The following is a 20,599-nucleotide window of genomic DNA, read 5'->3' as shown; positions in this document are numbered from 1 at the left end:
ATCATGGCGCTCATCCAGGTTGACGAGGAAGCCGTACGGAGCCAGGTCAGCGAGCCGGTGTTCGCCGAGGCTCTGGCGCTGGTCGCCGGCGGCATGGTCGCGGGGCTGACCGAGAAGGGTCCATCGGTCGCCGCGCTGGTGAGCGGGCGTTCGGTGACGGTCACCTTCACCGCGAGCGGGATGCGCGCGGTCTGCGAGTGCCTGGAGCCCGAGTTGTGCGCCCACGCGGCCGCCGCGGCGGTGACCTGGGTCCGGATGGGCGATGTGCGGCCGGCACCCGACCTGTACGCGCTGCTGCGTACCCAGGACTCCGACTGGCTGGCCCGCCGCCTCGCCACCCTGGCCGCGACGGACCCCGCGCTCGCCGACCGGCTGCGGACCGAGCTCGCGGAGACCATCATCGGCGAGGAGTCGACCGACCTGCTCGCCGACCTGGAATCGGTCATGGCGGACCTGCTGGCCGAGGCCGCGGATGTGTGCGACGCCTGGCACGAGGGCGAGTGGTATCCCGATCTCGAGGACCTGGAGGAGATCCTCGACGAGATCGACGACCTGATCGAGCCGTCACCGGACACCGCTCGCGAGCTGATCGTCCGCGCGATCGACCTCATCGAGGAGGTGCTGGACACCGGGGAGGTCTATGGTGGCCGGCTCGTCGACGATCTCGAACGCGTCCAGGGCATGCATCGGGACGCCTGCCTGGCCGGCTCGCCCGACCCGGCGAAGCTGGCGGAGTGGCTGATGGGCAAGGTGCTGATCAGCAACTGGTGCACCTTCGAGAGCTCGCTGCCCGGCTACGCCCCCGTTCTGGGTGACCTGGGCCTGCGCCGCTGCCACGAGCTGCTGGACGAGACCTTCGCCGGCCGGATCCGCGACTACAAGCTGCGCACGCTGCGCGAGTCGCTCGCCCGCGCCGAGGGCGGCACCGACGCCGTGATCGCCCTGCTCGCCCAGCGGGCCGCCGGCAGCGGTGACATCGCGAAGATCGCTCGTCTCCTGATCGGCGAGGAGCGCCGCGACGAAGCCCTGGCCTGGATCGACCAGGGGATGGCCCGCTACGGCCGCGATCAGCAGCTCCTCACCCTCGCCCTTGACTGCCATCAGCACGCCGGACGGACCGAGCAGGCGCTCGAGACCCGCTGGCAGCTCTTCACCCTCTCACCGTCCACGCACACCTATCAGAGCCTGACCCGCCAGGCCGGCGCGGACGCGGCCCCGTGGAAGGCCAAGGCCGTCACGCACCTGCGCTCGTCGCCCGCCATGGCCCACACGCTGGCCGAGGTGCTGCTGATCGACGGGGACGTGGCGGGCGCCTGGGAGGTCCTCCAGACGTACGGACTCGCCGCTGACCTGCGCATGCGCGTGGTCAACGCCCGCGCCCAGACCCACCCCGAGGACGCCATCCCGATCTACCGGGAACTGGCCGAATCCTGCGTCAGCCGAGCCAGCAGACCCGGCTACCAGGAGGCGATCCAGTATCTCTTCACGCTACGGACCCTGTTCGAGCGCACCGGAGACCAGACCGAGTTCGCCTCATACCTCGCCCGCCTCCGCGCCGCCCACCCGGGCAAGAAGGCCTTCCACACCCAACTGGACGGCGCGGGCCTCCTCTGACGCCGGCACGCCCACACCCGCGGAAATCCCAGTGCCCGTTATGTGAGGCCCAACGACGTGAGCATGGAATGCTGGTGGCGGGTACGTGGTTGACAGGTTTGCATCCTGGGATTGACATACAGACTTCACGCGACGATACGAGGAGCCACTTGTGGCGACCATCGAGGTAACCGAGACGAACTTCAACGACATCGCCGACAAGGGGATCGTCCTGCTCGACTTCTGGGCCGAGTGGTGTGGCCCGTGCAAGATGTTCGGGCCGATCTTCGAGAAGGCGTCCGACAAGCATGAGGACATCACCTTCGGCAAGATCGACACCGATGCCGAGCAGGCCCTCGCTCAGGGCTTCGACATCAGCTCGATCCCGACGCTCATGGCGATCCGCGACGGGATCGTGGTCTACGCGCAGCCCGGCGCGATCCCGGCGCCCGCGCTCGAAGACCTGATCAGCCAGGTTCGCGCGCTCGACATGGACGCGATCAGGACCGAGCTCAACGAGGAGCTCAAGAAGGCCGACCAGAACTGACCGCCGCACCACGAAGCCCCGCCATTCAGCGGGGCTTTTCTCGTTCCACAGGCCGGCGCCTATGCCTTGCGGCCGACCCCGGCGTAGCCGACGTTGGTGACGGCCTTCGGGCCCAGCGGGGAATCGCCGGGGTCGGGGCGCCAGTCCTGGGGGAAGACCAGGCCGGGCTCGGCCAGTTCGTAGCCCTCGAAGAAGGCGGCGATCTCCTCGGGCGTCCGGAGGTTGAGCGCGGCCGTCGCCTGCCTGTAGATCGCCAGCGCCTGCGGGGTGGAGTCGGGCGCGGCGTCCACGGCGTGGCTGATGACCAGCCGGCTGCCCGCGGGCCCCGCGTCGCGCAGCCTGCCGACGATGCCGTACGCGGCCTCGTCCGGCAGGAAGTGCAGCACGGCCAGCATCATGAACGCCACCGGGCGGCCGAAGTCGATCGTCTCGGCCAGGGTCTCCAGCAGCGGGTCGATGTCCCTGATGTCGGCCTGGACGAACTCCACGTTCGTGCCCCTGGACAGCAGGGCCCGCCCGTGCGCGCACACCACGGGGTCGTAGTCGACGTAGACGACCCGTGCCTCGGGCGCGATCTCGTGCGTGTTGCCCTGGGTGGGCAGCCCGGCGCCGAGGTCCACGATCTGGTCCACGCCGGAGTCGACCAGATGGCGTACGGCCCGGCGGAGGAAGTCGCGGTTGGCCCTGGCGGAGTCCCTCGTGTCGGGGAACAGCTTCAAGATCTGCTCGGCCGCTTCCCGGTCGGAGGCGAAGTTGTCCTTGCCGTCCAGGAAGTAGTCGTACATCCGGGCGATGTTGGGCACGCTCGGGTCCACGCCGTCCAGGGCGCTGTCCACGATTTCTCCCAATAGTTGAGGAATTCTCACCTTTGTCAGGCCGATCATAGGAGATCGCGGACGGGCGTGACCGAAGAATCCTCTGGCAGCCCCGGCCCAACCGGGGCTGCCGCCTGTCGTACTCAGCTGGAGCGGTAGAGCTCCGCCACCCGGAAGGCGAGGTCGAGCGACTGGCCGCGGTTGAGACGCGGGTCGCAGGCCGTCTCGTAGCGGCGCGAGAGGTCGTCCTCGACGATCTCGTGGCCGCCGCCCACGCACTCCGTCACGTCGTCGCCCGTGAACTCGATGTGGATGCCGCCGGGGTGCGTGCCGAGCGAGCGGTGCACCTCGAAGAAGCCCGTCACCTCGTCGAGCACGTCGTCGAGCCGGCGCGTCTTGTGGCCGCTCGGCGCCTCCCACGTGTTGCCGTGCATCGGGTCGCAGATCCAGGCGACCTGCGCGCCCGCCGCGGTGACCTCCTTGACCAGCGCGGGCAGGTGCTCGCGGATCTTGGAGGCGCCCATCCGGGTGATGAACGTGAGCCGGCCCGGCTCGTTGTCGGGATTGAGCTTCTCGACCAGCGCCAGTGCCTCGGAGGCCGTGGTGGTCGGGCCGAGCTTGACGCCGATGGGGTTGCGGATGCGGGAGAAGAAGTCGACGTGCGCGCCGTCGAGCTGGCGGGTGCGCTCGCCGATCCAGACCATGTGCGCCGACACGTCGTACGGGCGGCCGGTCCGCGAGTCGATGCGCGTGAGCGCCCGGTCGTAGTCGAGGATCAGCGCCTCGTGCGAGGAGTAGAACTCGACCGTGTGGAACTCCTCCGGGTCGGCCCCGCAGGCGCGCATGAACGCGAGCGCCTGGTCGATCTCCCTGGCCAGCTGCTCGTAGCGGCGGCCGGCGGGGGACTCGCCCACGAAGTCCTGGTTCCAGGCGTGCACCTGGCGCAGGTCGGCGTAACCGCCCTTGGTGAAGGCGCGGGCCAGGTTGAGCGTCACGGCCGAGGAGTGGTAGGCCTTCAGCAGCCGCCACGGGTCGGGCGTGCGGGACTCGGGGGTGAAGGCGAAGCCGTTGACCATGTCGCCCCGGTAGGCGGGCAGCTCCAGGCCGTCACGCGTCTCGGTGCCCTTGGAACGCGGCTTGGCGAACTGCCCGGCCACGCGGCCGATCTTGACCACCGGCACCTTGGCGGCGTACGTCAGCACGATGGCCATCTGCAGCAGCGTCTTGAGCTTGTTGCGCACGTTGTCCGCGGTCGCCCCGGCGAACGTCTCGGCGCAGTCGCCGCCCTGCAGCACGAACGCCTCGCCTCGGGCGACGGCGGCCAGCTGCTCCTTGAGCTGGTCGCACTCGCCGGCGAAGACGAGTGGGGGCAGGCCGCCGAGCTCGGCGACGACCTTCTCGAGCTCGCTGCGGTCGGGCCAGTCAGGCTGCTGGGCCGCCGGCAGGGCTCGCCAGGAATCGAGTTCCTCGGGATTGCTCAGTGCGCTCACGACATACGAGGGTATGCTACCGGCTCGGCGTCACCGACCGCGATGTCCACGTTGTGAGAACGCGGTCCCGCGGCCCGGGGAACGGGACAGGTCACAGTTCGGGTGTCCGCACGTGTTCCGGGCGCACGCCCAACCCGAGGAATCGCCGTATCACCCCGCTGAACAGGGGATTCTGCGGCAGGTTCGCCGGGATGCGCGGCGGCCCCACCTGGCTGTCGATCGTCGGGCCGAGCAGCCGGTCCTGAGCCACGCGCTGCGCGGCCTGGGTGATCCTGGTGGGCAGCATGCGGCGGCGTTCCAGCCGGCGCAACGTGGCCTCCGGGATGGGCCGGCCCGTCCTCAGCGGCTCGGCGATCAGGTTGGCCGTGGCGACCGCGTCCTGCACCGCCAGGTTGATGCCGACGCCGAACACCGGCGACATCGCGTGCGCCGCGTCGCCGATGGCCAGGAAACCGGGCCGGTACCAGCGGCGGAGCCGGTTGAGCACCACCGTGAGCATGCTGACGTCGTCGAAGCTCGCGATCTGCCCGACGCGCCCCTCCAGGTACGGCAGCAGCCGCGCCACCGGCTCACGGAGCGAGTCGATGCCCTGACCGGCCAGCCGGTCGTAGCCGCCCTTGGGGATGAGGTAGGCCAGCTGCCAGTAGGTCTCCCTGTTGATGCCCACCATCGCGTGGCCGGTGGAGATCCGCAGGAACGTCTGGTCAGGGTCGCTCTCGAGGCGCGGCAGCCGGAACCACAGGACGTCCATCGGCGCGCCGAACTCCTGCGGCACCAGCCCGGCGGCCGCGCGGAGCGTCGAGCCGCGGCCGTCCGCGGCCACGGTCAGCTCCGCCCTGATCTCGTGCTCGCCCGACTTGTCCCGGTAGCGCAGCCCGCGGGCCGCGCCGTCCTCGCGGATCAGCCCGTACGCCTCGGCGTTCATGAGCAGCCGGAATGTCGGGTACTTCTCGGCGGCCGACGTGACGAGCTTCAGGAAGTCCCATTGCGGGACGAACGCGATGTAGTCGTACTTGCCCGGTAGCCCCCGAAGGTTGGCCATCTGGATCGGCCCGTCGTCGGTCAGGAGGGTGAATCCGTACGTCTTGCGGTGCGGGATCTTCAGGAACTCCGTGGCCAGGCCGAGCTCGTCCAGCACCTGAAGCGTCGAGGGGTGGATCGTGTCGCCGCGGAAGTCGCGGAGGAAGTCGGCGTGCTTCTCCAGCAGGGTCACCTCGACACCCGCTCTGGCCAGCAGCAGGGCGAGCATCGCGCCAGCCGGGCCGCCGCCCGCGATCACACAGGAATTCATCACGTATTGAGTTTAACTCTGTCCATGGAGAAATGCACTTGCCGCGTGCCATCCGACACGCCCGAAACGCCGAAGTACTACTGAAGTAATGACGTGACCCCCGACCGACGTGGAGTGCGACATGAGCGATGAGCTCCACAGCCTTTCCGGCGCCTACGCCGTGCACGCGTTGCCGGACCGCGACGGGGTGCTGTTCGCCATGCACATGGAGGAATGCCCGTCGTGCCGGACGGAGGTGCGGCGCCTGCGCGAGACGGCTGTCCTGCTCGCCCTCGCGGTCGCCGAGCCACCCCCCGCCGCCCTGCGCGCCCGCGTCCTCACGGCCGTCGCCCGCACGCCACAGGCTCCCGCGGGCTCGCCGGGGGACGTGACCGTCTGGGCGGCGGGGCCGTACTCGGGTGACGCGACGGTCTGGGTGCCGAAGTCGTCCTCAGCCGGTCAGGTGGTGACCGGGAGTGACGTCGTGCCCCTGCGGCGTCGGAGCAGGCGAGGGCGGGTGGTGGCCGGACTGGCGGCCGTGTCCACGGCGGCGGCCGTCGCGCTCGGCGTCGTGGTCTTCGACGCCCGCCGCGACCTGGGCGACCTCCAGGTCAGGGACGGCGAGGTCGCGGCGGTCCTGGCGGCGCCCGACGTCCGGACCGTACGGCTGCCGGTCACCGCGGGCGGCAGCGGAACTGTCGTGGTGTCACGCGCGCGGGGCCGGATGGTGTTCACCTCGTCGGGCCTGCCCGAACTGCCCCGGTCGAGGGTGTACGAGCTGTGGCTGATGGGCCCGGACGGCATCCGCTCAGCGGGACTCCTGGACCGGCGCCCCGACGGCGTCACCACGCCCATGCTGGCCGGGGCGGCCAAGGGGGACCAGCGCATCGGGCTCACGATCGAACCGGCGGGCGGCTCCGAGCAGCCCACGACCCAGCCGGTCCTGTTCGCCGAACTCCCCCTAGCCTGACCCGACACCAGATTTATCGGCTTCGGAATGAGACGCCGGCACGCAACAGGCCGATAATGCGGATCATGCGTAGATCCGCGGCCCTGGTCCTGGCCGCCGCCGTCTTATACATCCCCCCAGCCAACGCCGACGCGGCCGCCGCGCCCGGCGCTGCCACCGTCGTCCCGGTCCAGGTCACCGGTACGCCCGCCAAACGGTTCAACCTGGTCATCATGGGCGACGGCTACACCGAGTCCGAGCAGGCGAAGTTCCAGGCGGACGTCGACCGGCACCTCAACGTGATGTGGTCCATCGAGCCGTACAAGTCCTACCGCGCCTACATCAACGTCTACCGGGTGGACATCGTCTCCGGCGAGTCGGGTGTCAGCTGCGACCCCGCCCTGACCTCGCCGAAGAAGACCACCCCGCTCAGCATGGGCTTCTGGGGCCAGTGCAACCCCGGCAGCGTCCAGCGGCTGATCACCATGGACAACACCGCCGCCACCCGCTACGCGAACCTGGTCACCGGCACGACCTCGGCCAACCGGCAGATCCTCGCGCTGGCCAACAGCGGGACGTACGGCGGCGCGGGCGGTTCCTACGCGACCGCCTCCGGCAGCAACTCCATGTCCGCCCTGATCAGCCCGCACGAGCTGGGCCACTCCCTGGGCGGCCTGCAGGACGAGTACGACTACTACCAGCGCGGCGTCCCCGGCGGCGCGTACACCGGGCCCGAGCCCGCCTCCGCCCACCACACGCTGCTGACCGAGCAGCAGATGCTCGAACAGAAGAAGAAGTGGTGGCGCTGGCTGGGCGAGCCCAGCGAGTCCGGCGGCCCGATCGGCCGCTACGAGGGCGGCATGTACGCCACCACGGGCGTCTGGCGGCCGAGCCGGCACTCGATGATGAAGACGCTCGGCTACTACTACGACCAGGTGAGCCGGGAGGTGATGGCGCAGCGGATCACCGGCAAGACGACGGTGATCCAGGACGCCACCCCGTCGGACGCGCCCGTCGGCGCCGACCGGGTGCTCTGGGTGGAGCCGATGCGCCCGAACGGCCACGCGCTCACCGTCACCTGGAACGTCGACGGCACGGACCGGCCCGCCGAGCAGGGCACGGCCCTCGACTTACGCGCGCTCGGCCTCACCCCCGGCACGCACACGGTCAAGGCGACGGTCACCGACCCGACGAGCTTCGTCAGGGACCCGGCGATCCGCGGCGCGATGTCGGCCTCCCGTTCCTGGACCGTCGACACGTCGCTGACCACCCCGCCCGACGGCGTCACCCCCGGCGTCGTCTCCGCCACCTCGGTGGACCGGCCGCTGGGCCGTACCGGCGTCGTGTACGTGGAGACCACGCACCCGGCGGCGAGCATTCCCGCGGTCGTGTGGGCGCTCGACGGCAAGCGGGTCGGCGAGGACGACAGCGACCTGGACCTCGGCGCGCTGAAGCCGGCGGACGGCACGCACACGCTCACCGCGATGGTCGGCGACCGGACGCTGACCTGGACGGTCGACGCCACCTCGCCGAAGACGGGCTACGAGCTGTCGCGGCCGCTCGTCAGGTCCGGCGACACCTACGTCTACAACGGGCCGTTCTCGATGAAGCTGACCGGCACCGACGACCAGGGCGGTTACGTGGTCTCGGAGTCGAGGGTCGATGGCGACGGCTGGTTCAACTACTTCGGCTGGCCGACCTCCTCCGACCTGCCGTGGACGTTCACCGAGGACGGCACGACCATCGACTCCCTCGTGTACGGCAAGCTCCCCAGAGGGCGGCACACGATCGAGTACCGCTCCATCGACGGCTCGGGCAACTACGGCAAAGCAGGCAGCTTCACGGTCACCACGATCGCTCCGCCGCCCGCCTGCACCAGGACCCTCACCGGCGCCCAGCGCGGCCCGCTGACCGTCACCGACGGCGTCACCTGCCTGGACCACGCGCAGGTGAGCGGCCCGGTGACCGTGCGGGCGGGCGCCTCGGTGGTCGTCACCGGCGGCCGCCTGTCCGGCGCGCTCATCGCCTCGCGGGCCGCCTCGGTGCAGGTCCTCGGCGCGCGGGTGGACGGCGCGCTGACGGTCGACCGCGCCGGGGCGCTGGCCGTCGTGGGCGCCGACATCCGCGGCGCGGCCCTGCTGACCTCGAACACGGCGCCGATCCTGTCGGGCACCACGGTCAAGGGCGCGCTCGCCTGTACGGGCAACACGCCCGCGCCGGTTGACCTGGGCGTGCCCAACAAGGTCACCGGCCTGGGCGCGGGGCAGTGCGGCAAGCTAGGCGCGGGCGCCGGGGGCACCTCCTACGAGGCGGTCCAGGACCTCCGTGAGTGAGGTGGTGGACAGGTCGCGGGCCCGCGCGTACTCCGACTCGGGATACTGCCGCGGCCCGTTCTCCACCAGCAGGATCAGATAGAGGTAGGCGCGATAGAGGTCGAGCCGGGTCCGCGCGGCGGGGGTGAGCTCCAGCGGGGTCACCTCGCGGTACCCGGCCAGCAGCGGGTCGTCGTCGCGCAGCTCGCCGAAGATGGTCGGCGTGACGAACTCGGCCAGCGGGTCGCCCCAGAACGCCCGCTCGTGGTCGATGATGGCCTGGATCCTGGGCGTCCCTGACAGGTCCAGGAAGACGTTGCCGGCCCAGACGTCGAAGTGGACGAGGTGCGGCGTGGTCACCTCGTCCAGCACCGGCGCGGCGGCCGCGAGCACCGCGCCGATCTCCGCGGCGGGCCGGGGGAGCGGCGTCGGGTAGCGCTCGGTGTCGGCCAGCAGCGCGTCCACCATGGCCAGGTACGCCTCGCGCCAGGTGCGGCCGGTGATGCCCGCGTGCGGGTAGCCGAACACCTCGCCCGTCACCGTGTTGAACCTGGCCAGGTGGCGGCCCAGCTCGCGCCGGAGCGCGTCGCCGCCGTCCGGTTTCACGTCGTTCCACGACACGCCGTCGAGCGTCCCGAACAGCAGGTAGTCGCCGCCGAGCACCGGATCGTCGAACCCGGCGGCCAGCAGCGTCGCCACCGGCACGCCCGCGGCGACGGCCAGCTCGCAGGCCGCCGCCTCCATCCGCAGCAGGTTGCGCTCGTAGCTGAGCTGGTCCAGCTCGGGGGGCGGAGCCAGCTTGAGTACCACGTCGCGGCCGTCGTCCAGGAGGAGCCGCCAGACCGCGTTGGCGTAGCCGTCGGTGAGTTCGGTGGATTCGGTCACGCCCGCGCCGAGCGCGCGCCGGGCGAGGGCGTCGAGCTCGGCGGGCGATAGACGCCGTTTCGTCCTGCTGTCCACGAGACCTGATTGTGGGGCCGGGCCGCGCTGATCGTCCAGTTCGGCCGGATCCGTCAAGCGGCGCTGATCGTCCAGCTGGCCACGTGCTCGCCGCCCGGTTCGAGCACCACCACGTCGGTGCCGGAGTTGAACGCGTCGGGCGGGCAGGTCATGGGCTCCACCGCCACGCCCTCGTAGCCGAGTTGCCCGCTGGTGCACACCTGCACCCACGGCAGCACCGCCGGGTCCCACGTCATGCGTACGCCCCCGACCCGGGCCTCTCCGGCCGCCAGCCCGGTGAACGCGTGGTCGATCACGTCGCCGTCGAGCGGCCTGGCCTCGCGGAAGTCGTACGGGGAGCCGGACACGTCGTCCAGGGACCGGGGCAGCAGGTCCTCGTCGGTGACCAGCACCTTGGCGGCGGGCAGCTCCAGGTCGTCGCCGAGCAGCCAGGGATGGGGGCCGCAGCCGTAGGGGGCGGCGTCGGCGCCGTCGTTGCGGGCGGTGACCGTGGTGGTCAGTCCGTGCTCGTCGAGCCGGTGGAGCACCCGCAGCGTCAACGTGAACGGGTAACCGGCCGTGGGGGTGATCGTGTGCGCCAGGCGTACGAAGGCGTGGTGGTCCTCGGCGGCCAGCAGCTCCACGACCTGCCAGTCGACGCTGGACACCAGCCCGTGCAGGGCGTGGCCGCGCTCGGGCTCGCTCACCGCCAGCTCGTGCGTCCGCCCGCCGAACGGATAGCGGGCGCCGCCCACCCGGTTCGGCCAGGGAGCGAGGATCGTGCCCGCGAAATAGGGGACCGGGCCCTCGGCGGGCCAGCTCGTGATCAGGTCGCGCGCGCCGTGGCGGAGCGTCCTGAGCGCGGCGCCGCGCGGGCTGATCTGCGCGGTGTATCCGGCGGCGGCGAGCTGGGGCACGGAAGGATCCTCTCTCGGGGGTCAAGCAGGGGGCCGGGCAAAGGATATCCCCTGGTCAGGCCGACGCCCGGCGCACCAGATGGGTGTCGAGGATGACCACGGGCTGGCGGAGCACCTCGCCGTTGATCCGCGCGACCAGCAGCCGCGCCATCTGGCGGCCCATCTCCTCGGCCGGCTGGTGCACGGTGGTCAGCGGCGGGTCGGCGTGCAAGGCGACCTTGGAGTCGTCGAACCCCACCACCGCCACGTCATCCGGGATGGCCCGGCCCTCCGTCTTGAGCACCCGCATCGCCCCCACCGCCAGCGGGTCCGAGGCGGCGAACACGGCGTCGAGCTCCGGCTCGGCGGCCAGCAGCTCGCGCATCGCCGCCGCGCCGCTCTCCTCGGAGAAGTCGCCGCCGTAGGCCACCAGCTCCCGGGCACCCGAGGTGAGCAGCGCGTCGTGGAAGCCGGCCAGCCGGTCGACGCCCACGCCCATGTCCTGCGGCCCGGCGATCGTGGCGATGCGCCGCCGGCCGAGACCCAGCAGGTGCTTGACCGCCTGCCGGGCCCCGGCCCGGTTGTCCATGTCGACGTAGCTGTAGGGGGTGAGGCCGACCGGGCGGCCGCCCAGCACGGTCGGCACGCCCATCGCCTCCAGCCGGCCGGGCAGCGGGTCGGCGCCGTGCAGCGACAGGAGCAGCACGCCGTCGACGTGCTGCCCCGTCAGGTAGTGCTCCAGGCGCTCGTGCTCCTCCTGCGACTGGGCCATGGCCAGGATCAGCTGGAGGCCCGTCTCGGCCAGCGCCGAGCCGATGCCCCTGATGGTCCCGGCGAAGTAGGGCTCGTCGAAGACGCGCAGCTCGGACTCGGACACCACCAGCGCCACCGTGTCGGTGCGCCGGGTGACCAGCGCCCGCGCCGCCCGGTTGGGGACGTAGCCCAGCTCCTGGATGGCCCGTTGCACAGCGTCGCGGGCCTTCTCGCTCACGTTGGGTGAGCCGTTGATGACTCTCGAAACCGTGCCACGGCCTACTCCGGCCAGAGCAGCGACTGCCTCAAGAGTCGGTCGGTTCATGACGCCTATTCTGCCGGATGATCTCCGAGTACCAGATCGCGCTGTCCTTGAGCACGCGCCGCTGGCTCTCGAAGTCCACGTGCACGAGGCCGAAACGCTTGCCGTAGCCCCATGCCCACTCGAAGTTGTCCATCAGCGACCAGGCGAAATAGCCCTCCAGCGGCACCCCGGCGTCGATCGCGTCGCGGCAGGCGCGCAGGTGGTCCTCGAAGTAGGCCACCCGCTCGGAGTCGTGCACCCGGCCGTGCTCCAGGACGTCCTCGAAGGCCGCGCCGTTCTCGGAGACGACCAGCGGGATGGCCGGGTAGTCCCGCGCCACCCTGGTCAGCACCTCCACCAGGCCGCTCCGGTCGATCTCCCAGCCCATCGAGGTGACCGGCCGGCCGCCGTTGACGAACGACACGTGCTCGCTGCCCACCCAGGGCGAGGCGGAGTCCGTGGGCGCCGCCGCCGCCGAGGCCCTGCCGCCTGGTGCTCCCGAAACCGTGAAGCGGCTGTAGTAGTTGACGAGCAGCACGTCGATCGGCGCCTTGATGGTCGCCAGGTCACCGTTCCTGATGAAGTCCAGGTCCATCCCGAGGTCGTCGAGGACGTCCTGCGGGTAGCGGCCGGTCATTAGCGCGTCGAGGAAGAACCGGTTCTGCAGCCCGTCGATGCGCCGCGCCGCGTCCTGGTCCGCCTCGCTGTCGGTGGCCGGGGTGATCGCGTAGAGGTTCACGCAGCCGCCGACCCTCCTCGCGCCCATCGCCTGTACGGAAAGGCCGTGCGCGAGGTTGAGATGGTGCGCGCCCCTGATCGCGTTCTCCGGCTCGCGACGGCCCGGGGCGTGCTCGCCCGAGGCGTAGCCGAGGAACGCGGTGCACCATGGCTCGTTGACGGTGCTGAAGGTGTGTACGTAGTCCTTCAGCGCCTCGTGCACGGTCGCCGCGTAGTCGGCGAAGCAGTAGGCCGTGTCGCGGTTGGGCCAGCCGCCCCTGTCCTCCAGCGCCTGGGGCAGGTCCCAGTGGTAGAGGGTCAGCCAGGGGTCGATGCCGTGCTGCCGCAGCTCGTCGGTGAGCCGCTTGTAGAAGTCGAGGCCCTTCTGGTTGACCTTGCCGGACCCGTCGGGCTGGATCCGGGGCCAGGAGACGGAGAAGCGGTAGGCGGTCAGGCCCAGCTCCGCCATGATCTGGGCGTCTTCCCGGTATCGGTGGTAGTGGTCGATGGCCACGTCCGCGTGGTCCCCGTTGAGCACGCGGCCCGGGGTCTTGGTGAAGGTGTCCCAGATGGAGACGCCCCGCCCGTCCTCGGCGACCGCGCCTTCGATCTGGTACGCCGAGGTGGCCGCGCCGAACGCGAATCCCGTGGGGAAGCGCAGGCCGGTACGCGTCTGTTCCTCTTGTGTCGTCACGCCTTGACCGCACCTTCCATGAGTCCGCCGACGATCTGGCGGCCGAATGCGACGAATACCGCGATGAGCGGAATGATGGACAGCGCCGTTCCCGCGAAGATCAATGTGTAGTTGGTGGAGAACCTGGCGTTCAGCGAGGTGATCGCGATCTGCACGGTCGGATTGTCCGGAGTGAGGACGATCAGCGGCCACATGAAGTCATTCCACATCAGCATGAACGTATTGATCCCGAGCACCGCCATGCCCGGCCGCACGGCCGGCAGCACGACGTTCCACCAGATCCGCAGGGTGGCCGCGCCGTCGACCCTGGCCGCCTCGACCAGCTCCATCGGCACCGCCTGGCGGGTGTACTGGGTCATCAGGAACACGCCGAACCCGTTGAGCAGGTACGGCAGGATGACCGCCTTGAGGGTGCCCGTCCACTCCAGGCTCACCATCAGCCGGTAGAGCGGCACCACGCCCATCTGCTGCAGCGGCACCGCCATCGTCAGCAGGACGGCCAGGAGCAGCACGTTCCTGCCCTTGAACGACAGGTTGGCGAAGGAGAAGCCGGCCAGCGTCGAGATGATGACCACCGAGACCGTGACGACGCTCGCCACGATGAACGAGTTGGTCAGGCCGAGCAGGAAGTGGGCGTCCTCGTTGTTGAGCACCGCGACGATGTTCTGGCCGAGGTTCCCGCCGGGCAGGAACGGCGGCGGCACCGCGACCGCGTCGGCGTTGGTCCGCGAGGCGATGACCAGCATCCAGTACAGCGGGAAGGCGGACAGCACGATGGCCAGCGCCAGCATGACCCGGGTGATGAGGGTCGGCGACCAGTTGGTCATTTGGTGCCCCCGATCCTGCGGACGAACAGGAAGTTGATCAACGCGCCGATGAGGATGAGCAGGAACAGCAGCCAGGCCGCCGCGGCGGCGTACCCGTAGTCGAACTCGCGGAAGCCCTGCTTGACGACGAACATCGCGACCGTCTGGAACTGGCCCTGCGACCCGCCGTCGACGTTGCCGTTGTAGAACGTCGTCGGCTCGGAGAACAGCGTGAGCCCGCCGATCGTGGAGTTGAGCACCACGAAGATCATGGTCGGGCGGAGCATCGGCAGGGTGATCTGCCAGAACTGCCGCCGCCGCGAGGCCCCGTCGATGGCCGCGGCCTCGTACAGGTCGCGCGGGATCGTCTGCATGCCGGCCAGGAAGATGATCGCGTTGTAGCCGGTCCAGCGCCAGTCGACCATGGTGGCGATGGCCAGCCACGACGGGACCCGCTCGGCCCGCCAGTTGATGGCGTCCATGCCGAACCAGCTGAGGATCCAGTTGACCAGGCCCCAGTCACGGGCGAAGAGCTGGGTGAACACGACCGCCACCGCGACCACCGAGGTCACCAGCGGCAGCAGCACGCTCATCCGGATCGCCAGGCGCAGCCGGAACCGCTTGTTCAGCGCGTTGGCCAGGAACAGCGCCAGCAGCAGCTGCGGGATGGTGGCCAGCAGGAACATGCCGACCGTGTTGGTGACGGCGTTCCAGAAGTCCTCGTCGGCCAGCAGCTTGGCGTAGTTGCCCAGCCCGGTCCACTTCGTGGTCCCGGCCAGGTCGTAGTCGTAGAGCGAGTAGTAGAGGGTGAACGCCAGCGGGAAGAGCCCGAAGGCGGCGAACAGGATGAAGTACGGGGACACCAGGGTGTACGGCATCACCTTGACGTCCAGTCTGGAACGCCAGCGGCGGCCGGGCGGAAGGTGCCGGCTGCGCCGCACCGCCCGCGGAAGGGTGTCGATACTCATGAGAGACCTTTCGGCGGCAGTAGCCCGGCCCGCTCATGGCGGGCCGGGCGGGGAAGATCAGCCCGCGGCCTTCACCGCGTCGTCGACCAACTGCTGCCAGGCCTTGCCGTAGGGCACCGAGCCGTCGTCCATGCCCTGGATCACCGACTCGATGGCGTTCTTGACCTGGGCGTGCTTGACGCCGAGGAAGACCGGCTGCAGGCTCGACGCCGACTTGGCGAAGATCTCGCCGATGGGGGCGTTGTTGAAGAACTCGTTCTTCGCGCTCTGCACGGCCGCGTCCTGCTGCGCCTTCGTGTTGCTCGGCATGTTGCCGAAGTCGGTGAAGATGCTCGCCTCGGTCTGCGCTTGGGTCAGGTAGTCCGCCACCGCCGCGGCTTCCTTCGGGTGCTTGCTCTGCTTCGGCACGGACAGCCAGGAGCCGCCCCAGTTGCCGCCGCCGCCGGGCACCGAGGCCACGTCCCACTTGCCCTTGCCGCCGTCGCCGGCGTTACCGCTGACCACGCCGAGCATCCACGACGGGCAGCCGACCGTGGCGAACGCGCCCTTCTGGGTGCCCGCCGCCCACTCGTCGGTGAAGTTACGCAGCTTGGCGGTCAGGCCCTGCTGGCTCATCTTCGTGGCGAAGTCGAAGCCCGCCTTCACCGCCGGGTTCTTGTCGACGATGAGGTTGTTGTCCTTGTCGAAATAGGTGACGTTGCCGTTCTTGGCCGCCTCCTGGTACAGGACCACCTGGTAAAGGGTGTTCGTGCCGTCGGCGAACTTGGTGTCCTTCACCTTCGCCTGGAACTGCTGGCCGACCTTCATGAAGGTGTCCCAATCGGGCCACAGGGCGCTGACCTTGTCCCGCTCGCTGGGCAGGCCGGCCTTCTTGAACAGGTCCGAGCGGTAGCAGATGCTCATGCCGCCGATGTCGGTGCCCAGGCCGAACAGCTTGCCGTCGGTGGTGAGGCCGTTCTCCCACTTCCAGGCGGGGAAGTCCGCCTTGCGGGAGTCCAGGCCGTATTCCTTCAGATCCGCCCACCACTCCGGGTGCGCCTTGGCCAGGCCCATGCCGCCTTCGTCGATGCCGACCACGTCGCCCGCGCCGTTGCCCGCCTGCAACCACTGGATCATCTGCGGCCAGTACTGCTGCTCGAACTGGTCGGTCAGGTGCTCTTCCTTGATCTGGATGTCCTTGTGCTCGGCGTTCCACTTCGTGATGGCGTTCTTGTAGCCGAAGTTCGAGCCGCCGCCGAAAGTCTGCACCCGGATCGTGACCGGTTCGGCGGCCGCCGAGGACGCGGGTGCGTTGCTGGCCGCCGGAGTGCCGCCGGAGCCGCAGGATGCGGCGGTCAGGGCCGCCGCCGCCAGGGCGGAAGCCGCGGCGAGACCGCCGCGACGCTTGCGGTTCAACATGGTGGACCCCTTCTCGGGTGAATGGGTGGGGGAGGTGCACCGCGGCACACGCTCCGGGCCGCGGTGGGAAATCCTTGGGAGCGCTCCCACAAAGGGTGCACTTATGGCCTGTGCCCGTCAATGCGCTGAAACGCAACCGTTACCAATGGTGCGATTTCTCATTCCGAAAGGGGATTTTTGGTGACTAACGGCGCAAAGGGCTGTTTGGGAGCGCTCCCATCACAAGGGACTCGTTTGTGTTTGCTATCTGGGCATGTCACCCACCCACTGCGGGCTTTTCTCGTGGTCACGCCCGTGGTCACGGGCGCGAGCGGGTCCGCCATGTCTGTCATGGCGTCCGTCGCGGCGTCCGGGTGGGCGTGTCGGGGTCTGCCGCGGCATCTGTTGCGGCGTTCGTTCGGTGTGCCGGGTTTGTCGCGGCGTCCCGATGGTGCGCCGTCAGCCGTCAGCCGGCAGCCTCAGCCGGCAGCCTCAGCCGTCAGCCGTCAGCCGTCAGCCGTCAGCAGGAGCCGGCCATCAGGGCGGCGGCGGTCAGCAGGCGGCGGCGCGCTCTCGCAGCAGGGTGCGCTCGCGAGCGTTGCGGGTCATGGCCGCCGCCCGTTCGAACTCGGCGCGCGCCTCACCCTGTCGCCCCAGCTTGACCAGCAGATCCCCGCGTACGCTCGGCAGCAGGTGATAACCCTTCAGCGCCGGTTCGTCGACCAGCTGGTCCACCAGTTCGAGCCCGACCGCGGGACCGTACGCCATGGCGAGCGCGACCGCCCGGTTGAGCTCGACGACGGGGGAGCGCGACATCCGCGCCAGCGCCTCGTAGAGGGTGGCGATCGCCTGCCAGTCGGTCTCCTCGGCGGTGAGCGCCCTGGCGTGGCAGGCGGCGATGGCGGCCTGCAGCACGTACGGGCCCAGGTCGCCGCCGAGATCCTCGGCCCGCTGGAGCGCGTCCAGGCCACGGCGGATGAGCAGGCGGTCCCAGCGGCCCCGGTTCTGCTCCAGCAGCAGGATCGGCTCGCCGGACGGGCCCACCCGGGCCGCCGCGCGCGACGCCTGGATCTCCATCAACGCGACCAGGCCGTGCACTTCGGGCTCCTTGGGCATCAGCCCGGCCAGCACCCGACCGAGCCGCAGCGCGTCCTCGCAGAGTCCCGGCCGCATCCAGTCGTCACCGGCCGTGGCCGAGTAGCCCTCGTTGAAGATCAGATAGATGACCTCCAGGACCGACGACAGGCGTCCGGCCAGCTCCTCGCCCTGCGGTACCTCGAACGGCACCTGCTTGTCGGCCAGCGTCCGCTTGGCCCGTACGATCCGCTGCGCCACCGTCGGCTCCGGGACCAGGAACGCCCTGGCGATCTCGTCGGTGCTCAGCCCGCCGAGCACCCGCAGCGTGAGCGCCACCCGGGCCTCCGTGGACAGCACCGGATGGCACGCCGTGAACACCAGCCGCAGCAGGTCGTCCTCGATCTCGTCCATGCCGGGCAGCGCCTCGTCGGCACCCGGCTCATCCGACAGCTCGCGGCCCATCTCGGCCAGCTTGCGCGCGTAGCGGTCCTGACGGCGCAGCAGGTCGATGGCGCGACGCTTGGAGACGGTCATGAGCCAGGCACCGGGATTGCCCGGCACCCCCGACTCCGGCCACTGCTCCAGCGCCGCGACCAGCGCGTCCTGCGCCAGCTCCTCGGCCAGGCCGAGGTCGCGCACGAGCCCGGTCAGGCCGGCGATGAGCCGCGCCGCCTCCATCCGCCAGACCGTCTCGATAGCCCGCTGCGTGTCGGAAGCCATCACGTGGCCATAAGACCAGCCCGCCCCACCCCCTGCAAGCCGGGACTGGAGCCTGGTGGGCGATCCGGGCCCGCAAATGGAGAGTTGGGCTCGCGGGCGGGAAGCGGCTTCTATTGTTCGGCGCAACCCGTCAGGCGCTCGCGCAAGGCCGCCTCGCGTTCGGCCGCCTCGGGAGTCATCGACTCGTCCGGCAGATCGGAGGCGTCGAACACCTGCCAGACATCCAGCCCGACCCCCTCATGCCCACCAGGAACCGGCACCCGCAGCGCCCATTCGATGGCCTCTTCCCGGGACTTGACCTGGATCAGCCAGAACCCGGCGATGAGCTCCTTGGCCTCGGTGAACGGCCCGTCTAGCACCGTCGCCTTGCCGTCCTTGGTGTAGGCGATCTGCGCACCGTGGGAGCTGGGGTACAGCCCTTCGGCGGCCAGCAGCACCCCTGCCCTGGTCAGGCTCTCGTTGTAGGCGCCCATCGCGTCGACGAGCTCCTGGCTGGGCAGTTCCCCGGCCTCGGTCGCCTCGTTCGCCTTCCCTACGATCATGAACTTCACGATCCGCCTCCTTCACTCTCACGAACGCGTCGAGCGGTCAGACCCCGAATCGACACGTGAGCTGAAATTCTTCACCAGGAGACGTCGTCGTGGCGGTCACCGGCGCCGCGACAGCTCCTGACCGCAGCCCGCGCGGCCTTCGCCGAGCACGGCACGGAGGCGTCGCTGCGCGACGTCGCCCGGCGCGCGGGCGTGGGGATCGGCACTCTCTACCGGCACTTCCCGACGCGCGAGGCGCTGCTCCAGGCGCTCATGCGCGACCGCTTCGACGGGCTGGCCCGTCGGGCCTCCGGTTTGCTCGCCGAGCCGTCGCCGCGCGACGCGCTGCTCGCCTGGCTCACGGCGGTGGCGGCCGGGTCGGCGACCTACCGCGGGCTGCCGGAGTCGGTCATGGCGGCGTTGCGGGACGAGGGATCGGAGCTGCACGCCTCGTGCGCCGCGATGCGGGCGGCGGGCTCCCGCCTGCTGGAACGCGCCCAGGCACAGGGCGCCGTCCGGGCGGACGTCACGACGGAGGAACTGCTGGCACTCGCCGCCGGGGTGGCGTGGGCGGGGGAACAGTCGCCGAACCGGCCGCAGATGGCCCAGCGCCTACTGTCGCTCGTCATGACGGGCCTGACTCACTGACGGCCCCGACCCGGTCCGGTGCGGCCACCTCAGAGGCCTGCTGGCGGACGCCGCCCCGGTCCGCTGGTGGCCGTCTTCCGGCACGGCGTTCGGACCGGGTCATCCCGGTCCTGCGGCGATGGTCGGCATCCGGATGGGGAAATTTCCGGATTGCTGAGGGGATCACTTGAAAAGAGGGGCACAGTCGGGCGGTCATGAACGCCCATGACGAAAAAGATCATTTCCAGCGTTGCCGGCATCGTGATCGGGGCCACCGCCCTCATCGGCGGCACCGCCTCCCCGGCGGCCGCGGTGAGCGGCTGCTCCAAGACCGCGAGTACCGACCACTCCGTGAGCGTCAGGTGCACCAGCGGGCTTGAGACCTATTTCCGCGTCTACGGCTACTTCTGCTCCACCTCGTCCTGCTCCTACATCCCGGGCAGTCTGGTCTCCGTGGGCAGCACGAGCAAGGCCACCAGCGGCGCCTACTACAGCGGCAAGTGGAAGGTGAAGGGCTGCTACGTGACCGACGGCTGCTGAGGCGCCCGCCAACACGCCCGCCAATCACGCCCACCAATCACGCCCGCCGCGTCGCCGCCGCCGAGCGCTACGCCTTCTGTCTCGATCTGCGGCAGGACAGCGACTTCTAGGAGTACTCGGCGCAGATCGTGGACGCCCCTGTCTGGTCCCTCTGGTATGGCTGCCTTCGCCGGCCCCTGGGATCCAACGCCGATCTCCCCGCGACGCCGTGGCGTCGCGGGGAGATCGGCCGGGGGCCCGGTCTCGCGTCAGATGTGCTCGGCCGGGTTCGCCGGGAGGTAGAAGTTCCAACTGCCATGTCCCTCGTGGGCGCCGCCTGCGGGGCAGTGCCCGTTGTCGGGGCGGCCATTCCACCAAAGGGTGTAGCACTTGTTACAGAAGCGCCAGTTGTCCTGCTGCGTCGTCGCTGACATATCCCCTCCTCCAGTATCGAGAACCGGCTCGCTGTCCGGCCACCGTCAGTGTCTGGGGTGATGGGAGGTCCGTGACATCCCCAAACTTGGGGGTTGCGGTCGGATGGGCAGATAAGGCGGCCATGCGCTGTTCGGCCCAACGTGATGGTCTTTTGGTCAGCCGGTACGGGAGAGTCGTGTCCGAGGAGCCGCTCACGGCGGCGTGAGGGGAAGTGGCGCCTGACCGCCACGCCAGGCAAGCCGCACGCCAGGCAAACGTCAG

The 20,599-nt window shown here is 70.0% G+C and carries 19 protein-coding genes; 6 read left to right on the top strand and 13 right to left on the bottom strand.

Annotated elements, in window-relative coordinates; genetic code table 11:
- Nucleotides 1-3 precede the first annotated feature (3 nt).
- The gene (locus LDL49_RS28105) at nucleotides 4-1,614 is read left to right on the top strand and encodes a DUF6880 family protein (protein ID WP_225295050.1); all 1,611 of its coding nucleotides are present in this window, start codon (nucleotides 4-6) and stop codon (nucleotides 1,612-1,614) included.
- Nucleotides 1,615-1,765: 151 nt separating this feature from the next.
- Nucleotides 1,766-2,140 (top strand): thioredoxin, encoded by a 375-nt coding sequence (trxA, locus tag LDL49_RS28100; protein WP_225295049.1) that lies wholly within the window; start codon nucleotides 1,766-1,768, stop codon nucleotides 2,138-2,140.
- A gap of 59 nt (nucleotides 2,141-2,199) precedes the next feature.
- On the opposite strand, the gene LDL49_RS28095 is transcribed toward trxA, so the two are convergent.
- From LDL49_RS28095 to LDL49_RS28085, 3 genes are all read right to left on the bottom strand, one after another.
- Complete coding sequence (locus LDL49_RS28095; RefSeq protein ID WP_225295047.1) at nucleotides 2,200-2,976, bottom strand: SAM-dependent methyltransferase; 777 nt, start codon at nucleotides 2,974-2,976, stop codon at nucleotides 2,200-2,202.
- Nucleotides 2,977-3,098: 122 nt separating this feature from the next.
- Entirely contained in the window at nucleotides 3,099-4,445 is a 1,347-nt protein-coding gene (locus LDL49_RS28090; protein ID WP_225295045.1) for a class II 3-deoxy-7-phosphoheptulonate synthase, read from the bottom strand.
- Between the two features lie 91 nt (nucleotides 4,446-4,536).
- On the bottom strand, nucleotides 4,537-5,736 hold the full coding sequence (locus tag LDL49_RS28085) for an FAD-dependent oxidoreductase (RefSeq protein ID WP_225295179.1): 1,200 nt from the start codon (nucleotides 5,734-5,736) through the stop codon (nucleotides 4,537-4,539).
- Nucleotides 5,737-5,857: 121 nt separating this feature from the next.
- Between LDL49_RS28085 and LDL49_RS28080 the strand changes: the two genes are divergently transcribed.
- Both LDL49_RS28080 and LDL49_RS28075 read left to right on the top strand, forming a co-directional pair.
- Nucleotides 5,858-6,685, top strand: a complete 828-nt coding sequence (locus LDL49_RS28080; RefSeq protein ID WP_225295043.1) for an anti-sigma factor — start codon at nucleotides 5,858-5,860, stop codon at nucleotides 6,683-6,685.
- 65 nt (nucleotides 6,686-6,750) lie between these two features.
- Entirely contained in the window at nucleotides 6,751-8,997 is a 2,247-nt protein-coding gene (locus LDL49_RS28075) for a M64 family metallopeptidase (protein ID WP_225295041.1), read from the top strand.
- On the opposite strand, the gene LDL49_RS58515 is transcribed toward LDL49_RS28075, so the two are convergent.
- From LDL49_RS58515 to LDL49_RS28030, 9 genes are all read right to left on the bottom strand, one after another.
- Nucleotides 8,941-9,936: a phosphotransferase family protein gene (locus tag LDL49_RS58515; RefSeq protein ID WP_225295039.1), complete on the bottom strand. Its 996-nt coding sequence runs from the start codon at nucleotides 9,934-9,936 to the stop codon at nucleotides 8,941-8,943. The two genes, LDL49_RS28075 and LDL49_RS58515, sit on opposite strands and share 57 nt — an antisense overlap.
- Before the next feature lie 53 nt (nucleotides 9,937-9,989).
- Nucleotides 9,990-10,832, bottom strand: coding sequence for an aldose 1-epimerase family protein (locus LDL49_RS28065; protein ID WP_225295036.1), 843 nt, complete (start codon nucleotides 10,830-10,832; stop codon nucleotides 9,990-9,992).
- A 55-nt stretch (nucleotides 10,833-10,887) separates the two neighbouring features.
- Nucleotides 10,888-11,889, bottom strand: a complete 1,002-nt coding sequence (locus LDL49_RS28060; RefSeq protein ID WP_225295034.1) for a LacI family DNA-binding transcriptional regulator — start codon at nucleotides 11,887-11,889, stop codon at nucleotides 10,888-10,890.
- A complete protein-coding gene (locus tag LDL49_RS28055) occupies nucleotides 11,870-13,279 on the bottom strand; it encodes a GH1 family beta-glucosidase (protein WP_225295032.1) in 1,410 nt (469 codons plus the stop codon). The genes LDL49_RS28060 and LDL49_RS28055 overlap by 20 nt, the downstream gene beginning before the upstream one ends.
- Nucleotides 13,276-14,106 carry a carbohydrate ABC transporter permease gene (locus LDL49_RS28050; protein ID WP_225295030.1) on the bottom strand — a complete coding sequence of 277 codons (831 nt, stop codon included), beginning with the start codon at nucleotides 14,104-14,106 and terminating at the stop codon, nucleotides 13,276-13,278. The genes LDL49_RS28055 and LDL49_RS28050 overlap by 4 nt, the downstream gene beginning before the upstream one ends.
- Nucleotides 14,103-15,053, bottom strand: coding sequence for a carbohydrate ABC transporter permease (locus LDL49_RS28045; RefSeq protein ID WP_225295028.1), 951 nt, complete (start codon nucleotides 15,051-15,053; stop codon nucleotides 14,103-14,105). The genes LDL49_RS28050 and LDL49_RS28045 overlap by 4 nt, the downstream gene beginning before the upstream one ends.
- A 57-nt stretch (nucleotides 15,054-15,110) precedes the next feature.
- Entirely contained in the window at nucleotides 15,111-16,451 is a 1,341-nt protein-coding gene (locus tag LDL49_RS28040) for an ABC transporter substrate-binding protein (RefSeq protein WP_225295027.1), read from the bottom strand.
- Between the two features lie 531 nt (nucleotides 16,452-16,982).
- A complete protein-coding gene (locus tag LDL49_RS28035) occupies nucleotides 16,983-18,227 on the bottom strand; it encodes an RNA polymerase sigma factor (RefSeq protein WP_225295025.1) in 1,245 nt (414 codons plus the stop codon).
- A 110-nt stretch (nucleotides 18,228-18,337) separates the two neighbouring features.
- Nucleotides 18,338-18,769 (bottom strand): YciI family protein, encoded by a 432-nt coding sequence (locus LDL49_RS28030; protein WP_225295177.1) that lies wholly within the window; start codon nucleotides 18,767-18,769, stop codon nucleotides 18,338-18,340.
- Nucleotides 18,770-18,844: 75 nt separating this feature from the next.
- Here LDL49_RS28030 and LDL49_RS28025 point away from each other — a divergent pair, with 75 nt between their 5' ends.
- Both LDL49_RS28025 and LDL49_RS28020 read left to right on the top strand, forming a co-directional pair.
- A complete protein-coding gene (locus tag LDL49_RS28025) occupies nucleotides 18,845-19,405 on the top strand; it encodes a TetR/AcrR family transcriptional regulator (protein ID WP_225295175.1) in 561 nt (186 codons plus the stop codon).
- A gap of 204 nt (nucleotides 19,406-19,609) precedes the next feature.
- Nucleotides 19,610-19,924, top strand: a complete 315-nt coding sequence (locus LDL49_RS28020; protein WP_225295023.1) for a hypothetical protein — start codon at nucleotides 19,610-19,612, stop codon at nucleotides 19,922-19,924.
- 248 nt (nucleotides 19,925-20,172) lie between these two features.
- Here the strand turns inward: LDL49_RS28020 and LDL49_RS28015 are convergent, their stop codons facing one another.
- Nucleotides 20,173-20,337: a hypothetical protein gene (locus tag LDL49_RS28015; protein WP_225295020.1), complete on the bottom strand. Its 165-nt coding sequence runs from the start codon at nucleotides 20,335-20,337 to the stop codon at nucleotides 20,173-20,175.
- Nucleotides 20,338-20,599: the final 262 nt, after the last annotated feature.

Source organism: Nonomuraea aurantiaca (assembly GCF_020215705.1).
GTDB lineage: Bacteria > Actinomycetota > Actinomycetes > Streptosporangiales > Streptosporangiaceae > Nonomuraea > Nonomuraea aurantiaca.
This window is presented reverse-complemented; position numbering and strand designations above follow the sequence as displayed.

Bases quoted from the DNA above. Each gene is read 5' to 3' on its own strand.
- LDL49_RS28105 (WP_225295050.1), top strand. From the start codon at position 4: ATGGCGCTCATCCAGGTTGACGAGGAAGCCGTACGGAGCCAGGTCAGC.
- LDL49_RS28085 (WP_225295179.1), bottom strand. From the start codon at position 5,736: ATGAATTCCTGTGTGATCGCGGGCGGCGGCCCGGCTGGCGCGATGCTC.
- LDL49_RS28080 (WP_225295043.1), top strand. From the start codon at position 5,858: ATGAGCGATGAGCTCCACAGCCTTTCCGGCGCCTACGCCGTGCACGCG.
- LDL49_RS28075 (WP_225295041.1), top strand. From the start codon at position 6,751: ATGCGTAGATCCGCGGCCCTGGTCCTGGCCGCCGCCGTCTTATACATC.
- LDL49_RS28060 (WP_225295034.1), bottom strand. From the start codon at position 11,889: ATGAACCGACCGACTCTTGAGGCAGTCGCTGCTCTGGCCGGAGTAGGC.
- LDL49_RS28050 (WP_225295030.1), bottom strand. From the start codon at position 14,106: ATGACCAACTGGTCGCCGACCCTCATCACCCGGGTCATGCTGGCGCTG.
- LDL49_RS28045 (WP_225295028.1), bottom strand. From the start codon at position 15,053: ATGAGTATCGACACCCTTCCGCGGGCGGTGCGGCGCAGCCGGCACCTT.
- LDL49_RS28040 (WP_225295027.1), bottom strand. From the start codon at position 16,451: ATGTTGAACCGCAAGCGTCGCGGCGGTCTCGCCGCGGCTTCCGCCCTG.
- LDL49_RS28035 (WP_225295025.1), bottom strand. From the start codon at position 18,227: ATGGCTTCCGACACGCAGCGGGCTATCGAGACGGTCTGGCGGATGGAG.
- LDL49_RS28030 (WP_225295177.1), bottom strand. From the start codon at position 18,769: ATGATCGTAGGGAAGGCGAACGAGGCGACCGAGGCCGGGGAACTGCCC.
- LDL49_RS28020 (WP_225295023.1), top strand. From the start codon at position 19,610: ATGACGAAAAAGATCATTTCCAGCGTTGCCGGCATCGTGATCGGGGCC.
- LDL49_RS28015 (WP_225295020.1), bottom strand. From the start codon at position 20,337: ATGTCAGCGACGACGCAGCAGGACAACTGGCGCTTCTGTAACAAGTGC.